The sequence below is a fragment of the Rhodospirillales bacterium genome (genome assembly GCA_016872535.1).
In the GTDB taxonomy this organism is placed as follows: domain Bacteria; phylum Pseudomonadota; class Alphaproteobacteria; order Rhodospirillales; family 2-12-FULL-67-15; genus 2-12-FULL-67-15.
In genome coordinates this window covers 1-16,656 of record VGZQ01000068.1, presented here as the reverse complement: position 1 = coordinate 16,656, position 16,656 = coordinate 1, and the positions used below count along the sequence as shown (strand labels likewise).

The following is a 16,656-nucleotide window of genomic DNA, read 5'->3' as shown; positions in this document are numbered from 1 at the left end:
TCGATTTGGCGTCTTTGTGGAGAAGATCGCCCAGGGCGATCCGGCGCGCTTCCAGCCAGCGCGCGAAGTCGCGGAATTCCGACGGCGACAGCGGCTTCAATCCCTCGCGCGAGTCGCCGAAGCGTCCGCACAAAAGCAGGGTCGCGGTCGTGTCCGGATGCCGGGGCAAAGCGTCGTCCATGGCCGGCGCCGGGCGCGGTCAACGCCCCGCGGACCCGGTCCGCGGTTCGAACACCCGGATCTCGTCCTTCAGGCGCTCGCGCGCGCGCGCGCGCAATCGTTCGAGTTCTTCGGGCGTGGCGGGAAGGAAACGCGCCCGGTTGGCGTTCAAGGCGGTCCATACCGCCGGCGGCACGTCATAGGTGGTGTCGTGGTAATTGAGGAAAACGGACGCGACGCCGATCGGTTTCTGCAGCAATCCCTTGTCGACCAGCGGATCCAGGAATCCGTCGTTATGCAGCGAAACCACCGTTGGGCTGCCGACCAGAAGCAAATATTCCATGACCAGGCGTTCGGCGGGCGGAAGGCGGGGCCATATTTCGTCCAAGCTTTCGGCGATAGGGACCCCGTCCCGGCGCGCGATCTGGCCGGCGGCGGCGCGCTCGGCCTCGGCCCGGTAGCGCTCGCCATCCGCTCGGTTCCATAACGTGGGACGTTTGGCCACCATTGCTCCTTCCGCCGATCGATACGCGCAAAGACCGTAACCGGCCGTGCGCCGGGCGATCTTAAAATATCGCCCGGCGGCACAGAAGCCCGACGTTTCGGGCATTTCCGGCGATAGCCCCTCTTGACGCGCGCATGGCGGAATGCCACGGTGAGGCACGTCATAACGGGCTTTTGCAAGACGGCCAGCCGTCCCAGCCCCCTTCGTTCGAGAGATCGTTTTCTTTCGGAAACGAAAGGGTTTCTGCTGGTGCAAGCCCCTCTTTTCACGATTCCCCTTCAGTTCAACGCGTTTCCAGCGCGCGCGCGTTTTGCGTCCGCGCCGCTGTTCCCCCAGGAGTGAGCGAAGATGTCAGGTTACGAATACGACTTCAGCAAGGGCATCAAGCAATACAAGGCCATCATGAGCGGCCAAGACGCGGAATTCATCCCCGTCACGACGCAAATGGCCGAATTCTGCATGAAGCATCTCGGCATCAACGGCAAAAAATTCTTCAGCGATCCCGAGGTGTTCGTCCGCGGCAACCTGGACGTCCAGCGGGAATTCGGGCTCGATATCCCGGACATGGTCTGGGACGTTTACTCGGTCGAGGCGGAGGCGCTCGGCGGGCAAATGGCGTGGTTCGACGAACTTTATCCCGCCCTCGATAACACCGTTCCCGTCATTCGCAACGAGAAAGACTTGGCGCGGCTCAAGGCGCCCGATCCCCTCAAGACCGCGCGGATGCCGTGGGTGCTCGAATGCCTGCGGTTGTGCGAGGAGCTGACCGGGTTTCCCCACCACATCCATTATTGCGCGCCGATCAATCTCGCCGCCCAGGTCATGCAGTTCGAGAAACTGATCCAGGCGATGCAAGAGAACCCCAAGTTCGTCCACAAGCTGCTGGATTTTCTCGTCGAGGAGGTCTTGGCGCCCTACATCAACGCCTATTTCAAATACGTTCCCGGCGCCGAGATCGCGAACGGGAAAGACGCGGTCGGCTCGCTACCGTTCATCACCGAGGACATGGTGCACGAATTCTCGGTGCCGTATCTGCACAAGCTGCGGAAACTGTGCGGCGACCGGCCGGGCGTGCGCTGCGACAACTGGTGGGGCGACGCGTTCGCCGAAAACGCCGAGAAATATTGGGACATCAAGCTCTCGGTCACGCCCCAATACCTGAAAGTCCAGGATCCGGATTGCTTCCGGGTCGGAACCGAGCGGGTCCGGGCCTATGCCGACACCAAGGGCTGCGCTCTCAGCTTCGGCGTCGGCACCTTGATCTTGCAGAAGGGCACGCCGGAGCAAATCACCCAGCGGGTGCACGAATACATGGAGGTCGGCAGCCGCGGGCCCCACGGCAAAAAGTTCTTCCTTTATTTCTGCAGTTTCAGCGCCCAGACCCCGGCCGAAAACGTGCGGATCGCGGTGGACGCCGTTAAGCGCTTCCGCGCCGGCGATCGCCCTTATGCCGGTCAAATTTTCTCCGGCCCCGACAGCGTCGCCCCCGAGGCCGCCGGCGGCAAGGGGTTTATGGGCATCGGCGTGAAGGCTTTGGGCGAGGGCCGGAAGGGTCCGGAGCGCAAGGAGATTTTCCAGAACATCTTCGACTCGGTCATGGAATTCGACGGCGCCAGGTGCGAAACGCTGGTCCGCCAGGCGCTCGATTCCGGCGAGCCGGTCCAGGACATCCTCGATCAAGGCCTGATCCCGCCCATGGGCAAGGTCGGCGATTTGTTCGCGTCCGGCGAATTCTTCGTGCCCGAGATGTTGATGGCGGCGCGCGCGATGAAGACCGGCCTCGAGGTGCTGCGGCCGATCCTGACCCAGCGCAAATCGAAACCCAAGGGCGTGGTCGTGATGGCGACCGTGTTCGGCGACCTGCACGATATCGGCAAGAATCTGGTCGGCATGATGCTGGAGGGCGCCGGCTTCAAGGTGGTCGATCTCGGCGTCAACACCAAGGCCGAAAAGATCATCGAGACCGCGAAGCAGGTCGACGCCGACGTGATCGGCTTGTCGGCGCTGCTGACCACCACCATGCCGTTCATGCGCATCATCATCCAGAAGATCAAGGAGGAAGGGCTCAATGTCCCGGTGATCGTCGGCGGCGCGCCGGTGACGCGCGACTTCGCCAACGACGTCGGCGCCAACGGCTACGGCGACAACGCGCCGGAGGCGGTCGAATTGTGTCAGCGCCTGGTGGCGGAAGGGAAATCGGCCGCCGCTTGACGGATTTGGAATATTCGGTCCGGGAGGAAACGCTTGGGAATTCGGTCGGTTATCGCCATCGCCGGAACGGGGTCTATGCCCTTGACGCCGTTATGGGCATTGCCTAGGTTGGTTTTCGCGGCGCGCGGTAAAGCCCGCGCGACCGATGGGCTTCCCCACGACGGCGTGGCCGTCCCAGCCCTTGTTTCATCTGGGTCGATTTCCCAGCGCGAAATCGGCAAGGGGAAGACCGTGCAATCCAATCGTCCAATTTTTCGGAATCAATCCGCTCCGCGGGAAATCCGGGGGAGATTTTTGCGTTTGGCGTGAAGTCCTCGGACCAACACAATAAGCACGCACGCCGGGTAACAACCCGGCAAAGGGAGGCGAGTTGACGTTACGCATTCAAAATCTGACCAAAAAATTCGGCGAATTGACCGCCGTCGACAATTTGACGTTCGATGTGCCGACGGGACAGATGCTTGGCATCATCGGGCGTTCGGGCGCCGGCAAATCGACATTGCTGCGTATGATTAACCGTCTGGTTGATCCAACCACCGGGCACATTCTGTGCGACGACGTGTTCGACCGGGAAACCGATATTTGCGCCCTCAAGGGTCGCCAATTGCGCCTGTGGCGGCGGAAATGCGCGATGGTGTTCCAGCAATTCAACCTGGTGTCTCGTCTCGACGTTCTGACCAACGTGCTGATGGGACGCCTCAGCTATCAGCCGACCGTCCGTTCGCTGCTGAAGCTCTTCACCCCGCAGGAGCGTGCGCTCGCGGTGGTGACGCTCGACCGGGTAGAGATGGCGCCATCCATCCTCCAGCGCAGCGACACGCTTTCCGGCGGACAGCAGCAGCGCGTCGCCATCGCCCGTGCGTTGGTCCAGGAGCCTCGGATTCTTCTCGCCGACGAGCCGATTGCCTCCCTCGATCCGCGCAACGCTTCGCGGGTGATGGAGATTCTGCGCAGTATCAACCGGGAAGACGGCATCACGGTCATCTGCAACCTGCACACCATTGATACCGCCAGGACCTATTGCGACCGGATCATCGGCATGCGCGCCGGCAAGATGATTTTCGACGGCGGGCCAGACGAGCTCGATCACGACCGGATCCAGGAAATCTACGGCGGCGAGGGCGAAGAGGAAATCGACGAGAGCGTCACTTCGACCGCCCTGCCCATCGTCCAGGCGCCGCGGTTCGAGGGAGTCGAGGAGGACGATCGCGCGCGGCACGCCCAAGTTGGGTGATCGCCGGAGGCGGGTTTGGATCAACAGGAACGTCAAGGCATCGGAAAACGAAATAACAGGCAAACGGGAGGAGAGACGACCATGAGATATTCGCGAATCGTATCTATCGCCGCCGCCACCGTCATCGGCGGCGCCATGCTTGTTGGCTCGGATTCGGCCGCGGCCGACTGGCGCAAGCAGTATCCGAAGTTCCGCTACAGCGTCCAGGCGGTCGAGACCCAGGCCGCGGCCCTGACGCGCTATAAGGGCTTCGCCGAGCACGTCAAGAAGCACCTCGGCGTCGAACTCGACCTTTACCTCGCGGCGGAATACGCCGGCACCATCCAGGCGATTGCCGCCAAGCAGATCGAGGTGATGGACATGGGTGCGGCCGGCTACGCCGCCGCCTGGCTGGAGACCAACGGCGGGGTCGAGCCGCTCGCCGTGCCCACCAACCCCGACGGGACGATCGGATATTATTCGGTCGCGTTCGTGCGCGCCGACAGTCCGTACAAGTCCATCGACGATCTGAAGGGCAAGACCTGGGCCTGGGTGGAGCCGAACTCCTCGAGCGGCTACGTCTTTCCGCTGGTCAGCTTCCGCAAGTTGGGGCTCGATCCGGAAAAGCACTTCGGCAAGGTAGTTTTTTCCGGCGGGCACGAGCAGGGAATCATCGGCGTGCTCGACAAAGCTTATGACGCCGCCGTCACCTGGACCAACGACGTCGAAAAGCACACCCGGGGCGGGCTGCACATGATGCTCAGCCGTGGCGTCCTCAAGAAGGAGGACATCCGGATCATCTGGAAATCGGATCTGATCCCGAACCCGGTCATCGCCATTCGCAAGGACCTGCCGAAGGAGATGAAGGCCGATATCAAGAAGATGTTCCTCAACATGCACAAGGACGATCCGAAGGTCTTCAACGAAGTGGCGCGCGGCAACTCGATCGGGTACGTCGAGGTCGACCACTCGGTCTACCAAATCGCGATCGACCTGCGCCAACAGCTTGCCCAGGAGCGGCGCAAGAGGTGAGGTAACCGCGCGAACCAACGAGCGGGGCGGCGGGCCGTTCGGGTGCGGCCCCTTCCGCCGTCCCGATCTTGCCGCGAGCAGACACTCTTCCCGCCGATCCGCGCGCAACGCGGGCGGCAACCAAGGAAAGGCTGAACGCCCGATCCGACGCCCGCGCAAGGCATAGATCGGTCCAGAAGAGCGCATGCAGGCTCCCGCGACCAACGCCACCGTCCGGCGGTTTGAGGAAGAATACGCGCGCCTGCGCAAGCGCAAGCGAATCGAGTTGTTTGGATTTGCGATTCTGTTTCTGATCGTTTTCCATATCGCCGCCAATATCAGCGACTTCACGCCGCAGCGGCTCGCCGCCGGTATGCCGCGGATCGGCGACTACATCAGCAAGACCTTGCCCGAGATCAAGTTCGCCAGCTTTTTCGGCGACATGGCCTATTGGTACTACGGCTTTCTGCGCTGGCTCCGGCTGCTGTTCGACACCATCTTGATCGCGATGATGGCGTCGTTGTTCGGCGCCCTCGGGGGCTTTCTGCTTTGCTTTCCGGCGTCGCGCAACCTGGCGGGACGGTTCTGGGTTTATTTCGTCTGTCGCCGCCTGGCGGAGATCGCCCGCACCGTTCCGGAAATCGTCTACGCGCTGATCTTCGTCGTCGCCTTCGGCGTGGGGCCCTTCGCCGGCTTTCTGGCGCTTACCGTCCACACCGTCGGCGCGATGGGCAAACTCTACGCGGAAGCGAACGAGAACATCGACGAACGCCAGCTCGAAGGCGTGCGCGCCTCGGGCGGCAACTGGTTCGAGGTGATCCGTTTTGCCGTGTTACCCCAGGTTTTGCCCAATTTCACGACGTACACGCTCTGGCGCCTCGAGCTCAATATCCGCTCGGCGGCCATCGTCGGGTTTGTCGGCGCCGGCGGCATCGGCCAGGAGCTCTACCACGCCATCAGCTTCAACTATTACGAGGACGTGAGCGCGATCGTGCTCATGGTCGTCCTGACGATTACCTTCATCGACTTGATTTGCGAAAAGATGCGCCATCACATCATCGGTAGGGAGAGCCTGCAATGAGGCTGAGCGCCGCTTCGATCGGCTCCGCCCAGATCGCATCGCTCCGCGACCGCTTCCCGCGGGCGTTTTCGCGCACGCCGCGCGAACGCGCGACCATCGCCTTGACCCTGTTCGCCCTGCTGATCTTCGTCTCGTTCTGCCTGATCCGTTTCGAGGTCACGCCGGCCCGGATCCTCAACGGCCTCGACCGCTTCGCCAAGATCGCCGGCGCCCTGTTCCCGCCGACCCCGGAGGACGCTTTCTGGGACTTGATCAAGGCCATGCTCGAAAGCGTCGGGATGGCTTTTCTCGGCACCCTGATCGCGAGCCTGATCGCGGTTCCGCTCGGGTTCCTCGGGGCGAAGAACGTCCTGCCGATCCGGCTGCTCCGCTTTCCCATCCGCCGGTCGTTCGATTTCCTGCGCGGGGTCGACGCCCTGGTTTGGGCGCTGGTTTACGTCCGGGCGGTGGGGCTTGGACCGCTCGCCGGCGTTCTCGCCATCGCCACCACCGACATCGGCATCCTCTCCAAGCTGTTCGCCGAAGCGATCGAGAACGTCGAGCGCAAACAGGTCGAGGGCGTTCAGGCCACCGGCGGCAATCCGGTGCAGACCGTGCGCTTCGGCATTATTCCCCAGGTGCTGCCGATCATGCTCTCAAACGCTCTTTACATGTTCGAATCGAACTCTCGTTCCGCCACGATCCTCGGGATCGTCGGCGCCGGCGGGATCGGCTTCCATCTTTCCGATCGCATCCGCGCCCATCGTTGGGAGGAAGTCGGATTCATCATCATCATGATCATCGTCGTCGTCGCGCTGATCGATTTTGTATCCCACATCCTGCGCAGCCGCCTCATCAAGGCCGGCGTCAACCGGCCTTTTATAACGACAAACGACGCAACGACACCTTCCGTTGCGGCGGCGGCGAAACCAAGCTGAGGCGGGATCGGCTTCCTGCTCGCCTGCCGGCCGCGCGCGCCGGCGGTTGCCGAACGCCTTGTTTTGCATGGATAATCCGGGCCCGAAGCGGGCCGGCGCCTTCCGCATTCGCGGCCGACCGATAAATATTTTCGGCGATACCGTGTCATTTGCCCGTATTCGGGCTATGTTCTATCCATACGTTTTACATCTGTTATGTGCTGTCTGAACGACCGACGCTTCGGTTGCTTGGTTATCTCCTGACATTGTGAACGTTATGCGATCGGGCCGTCACAAGGTGTGCGGCGCGAATACTCCCAAACACTCGGAGATACGACAATGGCTACCGGAACGGTAAAATGGTTCAACCCCAACAAGGGCTTCGGCTTTATCCAGCCCGCGGACGGATCGAAGGACGCTTTCGTCCATATTTCCGCCGTCGAACGGGCCGGCCTGAGCGGCCTCAGGGAAGGGCAGAAGGTTTCCTACGAACTTCGCCCCGGACAGAACGGCAAATCCTCGGCCGAGAACCTGGCGTTGATCGACTGACGGCCTAAGCTTTAAGGCCCTGGCGCCGCTCCCGGCTTCGGTCGGGGGCGGTTGCCGGCCTCGCCGGCCGCTCGCGGACCCAAGCCCGCGCGGATCGATTTTTTCGTCGTTCTTTTTCGCATATTTTTGCTTTTTTCCATTTTTCGCCCCTCGGCGCGAAGACAGGAGCGTCGCCATGAATAAATCCGCGCAGACGAAAGCCGAAGAGCAGTTCGCCCGCATCCGCAACAAGGATCGGGACAAAAGCGCCCTCCAGCAAGCCCTCAAGGATCGGGAAAAGGCCGACAACGAGCGGGAAGCCAAGACCCTGCGCTTGCGCGCGCTGCGGCTCGCCAAGGAGGCCGCCGATAAGGAGGCCGCCGCCAAGACGGCGGCCGATACCCGGGCGGCGAAGGCGGCGCGCCCCGGTAGGGGCGCAAAATAAATACGCGCGGCGGGATTCGCCGCCCGCGCCCGCGCAAGGTCTCCCCGCCCGACGCGGATTCGATTTCCTGACGCCGGCGGCGGGGCAAATCCTGCGAAGCACGTCGTGCGAAGCAGGATGGTGGGCCCGGCAGGACTCGAACCTGCAACCAGACCGTTATGAGCGGCCGGCTCTAACCAATTGAGCTACGGGCCCCCCGGAAGGCGACGCGGGGGAAACAAAACGAAAGGCCGGGATTCGCACCCCGGCCTTTTTTATTTTCTTCGCCCGCCGTTCCCCGGATCAGTAGTCGAGGAAGCTGCGGAGCTTGCGCGAGCGGCTCGGGTGCTTGAGCTTGCGCAAGGCCTTGGCTTCGATCTGGCGTATTCGTTCGCGCGTGACGCTGAACTGCTGGCCGACCTCCTCCAGGGTATGGTCGGTGTTCATGCCGATGCCGAAGCGCATGCGCAGCACGCGCTCCTCGCGCGCGGTGAGCGTCGAAAGGATGCGGGTGGTGGTGTCGCGGAGATTGCCCTGGATCGCGGCATCGAGCGGCTGGACCGCGTTCTTGTCCTCGATGAAGTCGCCCAAGTGGCTGTCTTCCTCGTCGCCGATCGGGGTTTCGAGGCTGATCGGTTCCTTGGCGATCTTCAGGACCTTGCGCACCTTGTCGAGCGGCATCGACAGCTTTTCCGCCAGTTCCTCCGGCGTCGGCTCGCGCCCGATCTCGTGCAGCATCTGGCGGCTGGTGCGGACCAGCTTGTTGATGGTTTCGATCATGTGCACCGGGATGCGGATGGTGCGCGCCTGGTCGGCGATCGAGCGGGTGATCGCCTGGCGGATCCACCAGGTGGCGTAGGTCGAGAACTTGTAGCCGCGCCGGTACTCGAACTTGTCGACCGCCTTCATCAGGCCGATGTTGCCTTCCTGGATCAGGTCGAGGAACTGCAGGCCGCGGTTGGTGTATTTCTTGGCGATCGAGATGACCAGGCGCAGGTTGGCCTCGATCATTTCCTTCTTCGCCTTGTTGGCCTCGCGCTCGCCCTTCTGCACCGTGGTGACGATGCGGCGGAATTCGCTGATCGGCAGCTTGACGCTCTGCGACAGCTCGGCGACCGCCTTGCGGATCGCCTCGACCTCGTCGCGGTGACGGGTGGCGAACCTGCTCCAGCCCTTCTCGAGGGCGGCCATCCGCTCGATCCAGCCGGGATCGAGTTCGTAGCCCATGTAGTTCTGCAGGAACTCCTCGCGCGAGATTTTGCACTCCAGCGCGACACGCAGCAGCTTGCCCTCGAGGCCGAGCAGCCGCCGGTTGACGTCGTAAAGGTCGTGCATCAACTGCTCGATGCGCAGGTTGTTGAGGTGCACCTGCTCCATCAGCACGACCATCTCGTGCTTGAGCTTCTGATAGCGCTTTTCCGAGGCCGGCTTGATCTTGCCGCCGCTGTTGAGCACCTTCAGGCGCTGGGTCTGCATGCGGTGCAGGCGCTTGTAGGTGGCGGTGATCTTCTCGAAGTTGCGCGCGACGCCCGGCGTCAGCTTCGCCTCCAGCGCGGCGAGCGACAGATTGACCTCGTCCGATTCGTCGTCGGCGTCGGTCCCGTCGCCGGTGCCGTTGCCCGCGCCGTCGCCGGGGGTCTTGGCCCCGTCGGCCTTGGCCGGGAGGGGAGACGGCGACGGGATCTTGGGCGGTTTCGGCGCCTCGCGCGGATCGACCGCAACCGCGTCGCTCTCGACCGCCGCGACCACCGCGACCGCGCCCGGGCCGCCGCCCTGGGTCGCCTCGAGATCGATGATGTCGCGCAGCAGCATCTTGCCTTCGAGCAACGCGTCGTGCCAGGCGATGATCGCCTTGATGGTCATCGGGCTTTCGCAGATGCCGCCGATCATCATCTCGCGCCCGGCCTCGATGCGCTTGGCGATGGCGATTTCGCCCTCGCGCGAGAGCAACTCGACCGATCCCATTTCGCGCAGATACATCCGCACCGGGTCGTCGGTGCGTCCCAGGTCGGCTTCGTTCACGTTGCCGCCGGCGGATTCCGCCTCGGTCTCGGCCTCGGCGGTCTCGGGGCGGGCGGCGCCCTCGGCCTCCTCGCTCTCTTCGCTTTCGACGATGTTGATGCCCATTTCCGAGAGCATCGACATGGTGTCCTCGATCTGCTCCGAGGACACCTGGTCCGGCGGCAGGGCCGAATTGATCTCGTCGTAGGTGACGTAACCGCGTTCCTTGCCGCGCGCGATCATCTTTTTGACCGCGACGCCGAGGGTATCGAGCAGCGGCCGGTCGCCCGGCTCCTCGGCGGCGGGCGCGCCGTCGGGACGGGGCGCGCCGGGCTTGGCGCCCGGCTTGCCCGCGAGAGCCTTGCCCGCGAGAGCCTTGACCGCGGCGGACTTGGCCGCGAGCGCCTTGGCGTCGAGCGGGGGTTTGACCGCGGATGCGGCGGCGGCCTCGAGCCGCGCCTTCTTGAGCGCCATGGCGAGCAAGGCGCCCTTCGGCAGGGGCTTCGCGCCCGCCGGCGATTTGGCTCCCGCCTTCGCTCCGGCCTTGGGCGGCGCCGCTTTGGCGGAGGAATTCTTGCCGTGGCCGGACTTGGCGGCCGGCATTTTCGAGGGGCTCGGGGACGCTTTGCGCTTGGGTGCGGTCATCGGGGTCTGCTCACGAAAATCGTTTCCGCCGCCATTCGGGTGTTCGGACGGATCGCGCGGTAAGGACAAAAGAACGAAAACCGGCGGCGGGCGCCGCGGGCCGTTCGGCGGGAATGGGACCTAAGAAATGGGGACGCCGGTGGCCGGATTGCAACTGGGGTCCCCTTGTTGCCGGTGAATGCCGTTCCGGCCCGATCGCCGGATCGGCGCTCCCGGAAAGCGGCCCTGGAAAAGCGGGAGGCTTTCTAAGGTCGGCGTCGGCCGATGTCAAGCGAGACCCCTTAAAAAAATAAGCAAAACATGAGGTTAGGAAGGAAGGGCCGGCTGTGGGCCGGCAATTTCCGTGCCACCGCGCTTACTCCGCCGCCTCGTCGCCGCCGAGGCCGGCTTCGAGCGCGGCGCGGCGGCGTTCCCAGGCCTCCGATTCCGCGGTCAGCGAGTCCGCTTCCTCGGTCCCCGACCCCGGGGAAGCGTCCTTGGCCGCCAGGCGGGCGTGCCTTCGCGCGGTCTCGGCCCAGGCGGCGCGGGCGTCGGCCAGAGGCGCCTCCGGCTGGGCCAGCCGGTTCGCCTTGATCAAGGGATGCGACAGCACCGCGTCCAGGGTGGCGGCGAGTTCTTCGTCGCCGAGCATCGCGCGGGCCTCCGCCGCGGTCCAGCCGTCGTCGGCGCGGCCGAGGGCTTGCAGCAACCCCTGGCGCAGCCGGTCGAGCCGGGCGTCGGCGAACCGGACGGTGCCCAGCTCCTCCTCGATTTCGGCAAACAAGCGGCCGTGGTTGACCGCGAGCGCGAGCAGGAAGCGCTCCGCCTCGATCCGCGAATCGACCGGCACGGCGAGCGCGGCGCGCGCCGCCGGATCGATCGCGCCGGCGGAAAGAAACCGGGGCGCGGACTTCGGGGCGGACATGGGCGCGGCCCGCCCGCGCGCGCGCGGCGGAAATCGTCCGAACGCGCCCGCCGGGCCCGCGTCGCGCAATTCGCCGCGCACCCGGTCGCGAAAGGCCTGGCTGAAATGGGCGCGCAAGGTGGCGTCCTCGATGCGCTGGGCGTGGCGTTGCAGGCGGTCTTCGAGCGCGGCGCGGGCTTCCGGAGTCGTCGGCCGCCCGGCGGCGGTTTCGAACAGCCATAACGCTTCCGACAGCGCGAGCGGCTGGCGAAGGAGCTTGTGCATGGCCTCGGCGCCGTGGCGGCGGATCAGACTGTCGGGGTCTTCGCCCGACGGGAGAAAGGCGAAGCGCAGCGAATAGCCCGGCTTCAGGAGCGGCAGAGCCCGGTCGAGCGCGCGCGCGGCCGCGCGTTGGCCGGCGGCGTCGCCGTCGAAACAGAGGATCGGCTCCGGCGCGACGCGCCACAACAGGCGGATCTGGTCCTCGGTCAGCGCGGTGCCGAGCGGCGCGACCGCGTTGGCGATGCCGGCCTGGTGCAGCGCGATCACGTCCATGTAGCCTTCGACCACGACGAGCGTGCCGACCTCGCGGGCGGCGTTCGCGGCGCGCGACAGCGCATAGAGCGTGAATCCCTTGTGGAACAGCGGCGTCTCCGGCGAGTTGAGATACTTCGGTTCGCCGTCGCCCAGGATTCGCCCGCCGAAGGCGGTCACCTGGCCGCGCCGATCCTGGATCGGAAACATGACGCGGCCGCGGAATCTATCGTAGGTATTTCCCTCGTCGGGTCGGATCAGCAGTCCCGCTTCGACCAGGCGTTCCTCGGCGAACCCGTCGCGCAGCAGCGCCGCTTTCAGCGCGTCGCGTCGATCAGGAGCGAAACCGAGACGGAACCGGGCGACGGTGTCGTCCGACAAGCCCCGCCCGCGCAGGTAATCGAGCGCGCTTCGGCCCTCCGGCATCCTGAGACTGCGCTGGAAAAACGCGCACGCGGCCTCCATCGCCGGCAGCAGCGCGCCGCGCGACTGGTCGCGCGCCTGCGATTCGGGATCGCGCGCGGGCAAAGCCAGCCCCGCGTCCTGGGCCAGCCGCTCGACCGCTTCCGGGAACGACAGCCCCTCGGTCTCCATCACGAAGTCGAACACGCTGCCGTGCTTGCCGCAGCCGAAGCAATTGCCGGTCAGGATGTTGTCTTCGAGAACGAAGGCGTGGCCGTCAGGCACTTCGGCGCAAAAGACTTCCTCGACGCGTTCGCTTTTTCGGACGGACACGACAGACCATCTGAGCCGTTCGAAGGCCTTGGTCGAAGTCTCACGCCGCTTCCGCGCCATTCGCGCCAACACCATTTTCGGGTCAACCGTCGAGGAGACGAAATGAAGCCGATATAGGGGGCCTCCTCGTCCGAGGCCTTTGCGGAGAGACGCGGTGATCCCGTATGTCCCGATCCCAAGTCGGGTTGCTGCCGCCCGCACCCAAGTCAGATTCGCTGGGTTGGCACTGTGGAGCATCACGGTGCCATCCTTGGCGACGTGCCCATCGGCGGCGAGATAACCGGCCAGGAAACCCCGCAGATAGCTGTTGCTCGAGTCGAGGGACGGCAAGGCCTTCATGTGTCCAAAGCTGCGCCCGCCGTAGATCCGGACGTAAGGCTTGTTGCCCGCGCGCACTTTTTTCTGTGGTTTCTGGTCGGGGAACCAACGGGTCAGGACACGGTCCTTGTCGCCATGTAAGTGGACATGACCGTAGCCGCGCTGGACGGTTCCGTCACCAAACACGATCCCGTGGCGCACGCCCGTGGGATCGAGGTTTGTCTCCGGGCGCCGGGGAGGCATGATGGCCTGCAATCGATGGCCGGCCTTGAGGTTAGTGGTCAAGACCGCGTTCTGGCTCCCGCGCACGAACCAACGATGTCCAGAGGTGGCGTAAAGCGATTTGGTCACGCCGTTGCGCGATAAGCGGATTTCGTAAAGCTGTTGGATTCCGTAAGAACGAAAACTGGCGCGAACCCATTGGCCGTTTCTGCCGACGACCTCGACGGATTGTCCGGCAAGGTCACGAATGGGGCGGATTCCACCGCGAACCAGAACACCTGTTTCCGCTGCAAGGCAATGATAGAACCCCTTGTCCTCGTTGACGGTGAAGGAGGGCGTCTTTTCCTTGTGGAACGGGCAAAGGCCCAGATGCTCGCGCCCGCGCTTGATCAGGCGCACGCGCTTGCCGACGATCGCGGCAAGCCCGACGCAGGCCTTGAGCTCGTCGAGGAAGGCGGCGGGAAAGGCCATGGGCACCGGTGTCCGGAAAACCGGCCCATGATAAAGCGCCGATTCGGCCCAAGGGATTGAAAGACCGCGCTATCCCCGTTTTGCTTGGGTTTCGGCGGCTGTGGACAACCCGGCGGGGGCGGTGAGGAGAGCGACTCGGACGGGCGATTCGGCCGGTTAGGTTACGCCAGCGCCTGCTTGACCAGCGCGCTCGCCTTGGCGAAATCCATCTGGCCGGCGTAGCGGCCCTTGAGGGCGGCCATGGTCTTGCCCATGTCCTTCAGGGTCTGGGCGCCGGTTTCGCTGATCGCCTGGCGCACCGCCTGGGCCATTTCGGCCTCGCCCATCTGTTTGGGCAGGAAGCGCTCGATCACGGCGATTTCGCCCCGTTCCTGCTCGGCCAGTTCGCACCGACCGCCCTTTTCGTAGAGCGCGATGCTTTCCTGGCGCTGCTTGATCATGCCTTGCAGCATGCCGAGGATTTCGTCCTCCGAAATCCCCTCCTTGTTGCCCTTGCCGCGCGCGGCGATGTCGCGGTCCTTGAGGGCGGCGAGGATCAGGCGCACGGTCGAAAGGCCGATCTGGTCCTTGGTCTTGAGCGTTTCCTTGAGCGCGTCGTTGAGGCGCTGGCGAAGCATGCGGCTTCTGTCCTGGATTGCGGCGGTTGAGAGGGCGAATCGGGCGGAAGTTATCGGCGTGGGGTATGGGGCTCCGGCGGCGATCGACCGGCCTGATTCTCATGAATTGCGGAAAGTTCAAGAGTATCCGAAAAGACGCGAAAAGGCAATCGTTCGGTCGGATATATCCCGTTGAAACGAAAGGGATAAAACATTTTCTCCCGGGCTTGACGCTGAAGTCCTTCTTGGCTTAGACGTTCGCCCGCGACCCGCAGTCCGTCCCGTCAATCAACGCTCGGCTCTGTAGCCCGGAGGCCACCGCGTGAGGCCCGCCGCGACCCCTGCCGCAACCTCGTCGATCCCGGAAAGCTTGCGACCGCCGGGCGCGGAGGCGCCAAAAAATAAAGACCCGGCGGCGGGACCAGCGCCCGATTCTTTGATCGGGCGGCATAAGCCGCCGGGTACGAACGCGGCATTGGTGTTGGCGGACGGATCGGTGTTTTGGGGCTTCGGCGCCGGCGCGGAAACCAAGGCCGTGGGCGAGGTCTGCTTCAACACCTCCATCACCGGCTATCAGGAAATCCTCACCGATCCGTCCTACGCCGGGCAGATCATCACCTTCACCTTTCCCCACGTCGGCAACGTCGGCACGAATCCCGAGGACATCGAAACCGTTACGCCCGCCGCGCGCGGGGCGGTGCTCAAGGCGCGCATCACCGATCCCGCCAACTGGCGTGCCGATCGTCATCTCGACGCCTGGCTCAAATCCTACGGCCTGCCCGTCGTGACCGGCGTCGACACGCGCCGCTTGACGCGCCGCATCCGCGACGGCGGCGCGCCCTCGGGCGTGATCGTGCACGCGCGTGACGGCGCGGCGATCGACACCGCCGCACTCGCGGCCGAGGCGCGCGCCTGGCCCGGCCTCGAAGGCATGGATTTGGCGAAGGACGTCAGCTGCCGCCAGACCTATTCCTGGGACGAAACCTCCTGGACCTTGGGCCGGGGCTACGGCCGGCAGACCGCACCCCGTTTCCATGTGGTCGCGGTCGATTACGGGGCGAAGCGCAACATCCTCCGTTGCTTGGCCGACGCGGGCTGCCGCGTCACCGTGCTGCCCGCGACCGCGACCGCCGAGGACATCCTTGGCCGCAAGCCGGACGGCGTCTTTCTCTCCAACGGCCCGGGTGATCCGGCGGCGACCGGCCAATACGCCGTGCCGGCGATCCAGGGCGTGCTCAAGGCGGGCGTGCCGCTGTTCGGCATCTGCCTCGGCCACCAGATGCTCGCGCTCGCCCTCGGCGCGCGCACTTATAAGATGCACCTTGGCCATCGCGGTGCCAATCACCCCGTCAAGGATCTGGCGACGGGGAAGGTCGAGATCACCAGCCAGAACCACGGCTTCGCCGTCGATCGCGCGAGTATTCCTGCGGGCGTCGTCGAAACCCATGTTTCGCTGTTCGACGGCTCGGTCGAGGGCCTCCGCGTCGAAGGGAGACCTGCGTTCTCCGTCCAGTACCACCCGGAAGCCTCGCCCGGCCCGAAGGACAGCCATTACCTCTTCCGCCGCTTCGTCGCGATGATGGAGAGGGGGAAGAGGTGATCCGATGACAAAATTTGACGCACTAGTGAAGCAATCGATTGTCCATTTGTATCAATGGTCGTTAACAAGTTCCGAGGCAGAGTTTGATGAAAAATTAATCAGTTTTCTTCTCGACATAGGGCCAGGAATGTGTAGCCAAATATTCAGCGCCTTGCTCGAAGATAAAATGATTCAACAAGTTTCGTACGAACCGATGTCTTATGTAATTACGCGGACATTAATTCGGGCTGCGGAAGAAATATTAGAAGCCGAACTGGCAGAATCAAAAATGGCGCCAGCCTCCGACCGCATCGTTACGCTCGACGACAACAAGCCCGCTCGCCAAAAAGCGGTCGCGGCGATCCAGGAAGTGATCGCCGAAGCGGAGAAAAGCAACGAGTTCGGACAGCTGTTTGCCGATCCGAACGAGCGCATAGTTGTTTTGAGCGAGATGAAGAGTGGTTTAGCGATTTTAAGAGACGAGGCAGTTGCTCGATATAGCACAATAAAGAACTTCATCGCCGACAGGTTAGCGATGATCGCGAGTAAAATTCCGGATGCCGTGGTGGGCGTGTTGGCCAAGAAGGCAATAGACGCGCTTGAAGCATTTATTAAAGGGTTGTTCTCATGACGGCACTAGAAAT

At 63.8% G+C, this 16,656-nt stretch carries 14 protein-coding genes and 1 tRNA gene; 9 read left to right on the top strand and 6 right to left on the bottom strand.

All coding sequences use genetic code 11. From position 1 onward, the window contains the following. On the bottom strand, window positions 1–181 hold a 181-nt coding region (locus FJ311_12725), incomplete at its 3' end, for a hypothetical protein (protein ID MBM3952303.1). An 18-nt stretch (window positions 182–199) separates the two neighbouring features. Beyond that, window positions 200–664 (bottom strand): hypothetical protein, encoded by a 465-nt coding sequence (locus FJ311_12720; GenBank protein MBM3952302.1) that lies wholly within the window; start codon window positions 662–664, stop codon window positions 200–202. A gap of 348 nt (window positions 665–1,012) precedes the next feature. Between FJ311_12720 and FJ311_12715 the strand changes: the two genes are divergently transcribed. The 7 genes from FJ311_12715 to FJ311_12685 all read left to right on the top strand — a co-directional run bounded on the left by FJ311_12715 (window position 1,013) and on the right by FJ311_12685 (window position 8,049). After that, window positions 1,013–2,875 (top strand): hypothetical protein, encoded by a 1,863-nt coding sequence (locus FJ311_12715; GenBank protein MBM3952301.1) that lies wholly within the window; start codon window positions 1,013–1,015, stop codon window positions 2,873–2,875. Between the two features lie 370 nt (window positions 2,876–3,245). Next, on the top strand, window positions 3,246–4,109 hold the full coding sequence (phnC, locus tag FJ311_12710) for a phosphonate ABC transporter ATP-binding protein (protein ID MBM3952300.1): 864 nt from the start codon (window positions 3,246–3,248) through the stop codon (window positions 4,107–4,109). Window positions 4,110–4,190: 81 nt separating this feature from the next. Then, window positions 4,191–5,120 carry a phosphate/phosphite/phosphonate ABC transporter substrate-binding protein gene (gene phnD / locus FJ311_12705; GenBank protein ID MBM3952299.1) on the top strand — a complete coding sequence of 310 codons (930 nt, stop codon included), beginning with the start codon at window positions 4,191–4,193 and terminating at the stop codon, window positions 5,118–5,120. A gap of 184 nt (window positions 5,121–5,304) precedes the next feature. Next, the gene (phnE, locus tag FJ311_12700) at window positions 5,305–6,180 is read left to right on the top strand and encodes a phosphonate ABC transporter, permease protein PhnE (protein ID MBM3952298.1); all 876 of its coding nucleotides are present in this window, start codon (window positions 5,305–5,307) and stop codon (window positions 6,178–6,180) included. After that, entirely contained in the window at window positions 6,177–7,097 is a 921-nt protein-coding gene (phnE, locus tag FJ311_12695; GenBank protein MBM3952297.1) for a phosphonate ABC transporter, permease protein PhnE, read from the top strand. Before phnE (FJ311_12700) ends, phnE (FJ311_12695) begins: the two co-directional genes overlap by 4 nt. A 318-nt stretch (window positions 7,098–7,415) precedes the next feature. Continuing rightward, window positions 7,416–7,625, top strand: coding sequence for a cold-shock protein (locus FJ311_12690; protein ID MBM3952296.1), 210 nt, complete (start codon window positions 7,416–7,418; stop codon window positions 7,623–7,625). Window positions 7,626–7,800: 175 nt separating this feature from the next. Beyond that, the gene (locus FJ311_12685; GenBank protein ID MBM3952295.1) at window positions 7,801–8,049 is read left to right on the top strand and encodes a hypothetical protein; all 249 of its coding nucleotides are present in this window, start codon (window positions 7,801–7,803) and stop codon (window positions 8,047–8,049) included. Window positions 8,050–8,167: 118 nt separating this feature from the next. Here the strand turns inward: FJ311_12685 and FJ311_12680 are convergent. The 4 genes from FJ311_12680 to FJ311_12665 form a co-directional block, all read right to left on the bottom strand. Then, window positions 8,168–8,244 (bottom strand) — tRNA-Met (locus tag FJ311_12680). Between the two features lie 87 nt (window positions 8,245–8,331). Next, window positions 8,332–10,503, bottom strand: a complete 2,172-nt coding sequence (gene rpoD, locus FJ311_12675) for an RNA polymerase sigma factor RpoD (GenBank protein ID MBM3952294.1) — start codon at window positions 10,501–10,503, stop codon at window positions 8,332–8,334. A 526-nt stretch (window positions 10,504–11,029) separates the two neighbouring features. After that, window positions 11,030–13,837 carry a DNA primase gene (locus FJ311_12670; GenBank protein ID MBM3952293.1) on the bottom strand — a complete coding sequence of 936 codons (2,808 nt, stop codon included), beginning with the start codon at window positions 13,835–13,837 and terminating at the stop codon, window positions 11,030–11,032. A gap of 161 nt (window positions 13,838–13,998) precedes the next feature. Then, a complete protein-coding gene (locus FJ311_12665) occupies window positions 13,999–14,454 on the bottom strand; it encodes a GatB/YqeY domain-containing protein (GenBank protein MBM3952292.1) in 456 nt (151 codons plus the stop codon). 415 nt (window positions 14,455–14,869) lie between these two features. Here FJ311_12665 and carA point away from each other — a divergent pair, with 415 nt between their 5' ends. Both carA and FJ311_12655 read left to right on the top strand, forming a co-directional pair. After that, a complete protein-coding gene (gene carA / locus FJ311_12660) occupies window positions 14,870–16,033 on the top strand; it encodes a glutamine-hydrolyzing carbamoyl-phosphate synthase small subunit (GenBank protein MBM3952291.1) in 1,164 nt (387 codons plus the stop codon). 4 nt (window positions 16,034–16,037) lie between these two features. Further along, on the top strand, window positions 16,038–16,643 hold the full coding sequence (locus tag FJ311_12655) for a hypothetical protein (GenBank protein MBM3952290.1): 606 nt from the start codon (window positions 16,038–16,040) through the stop codon (window positions 16,641–16,643). Window positions 16,644–16,656 lie beyond the last annotated feature (13 nt).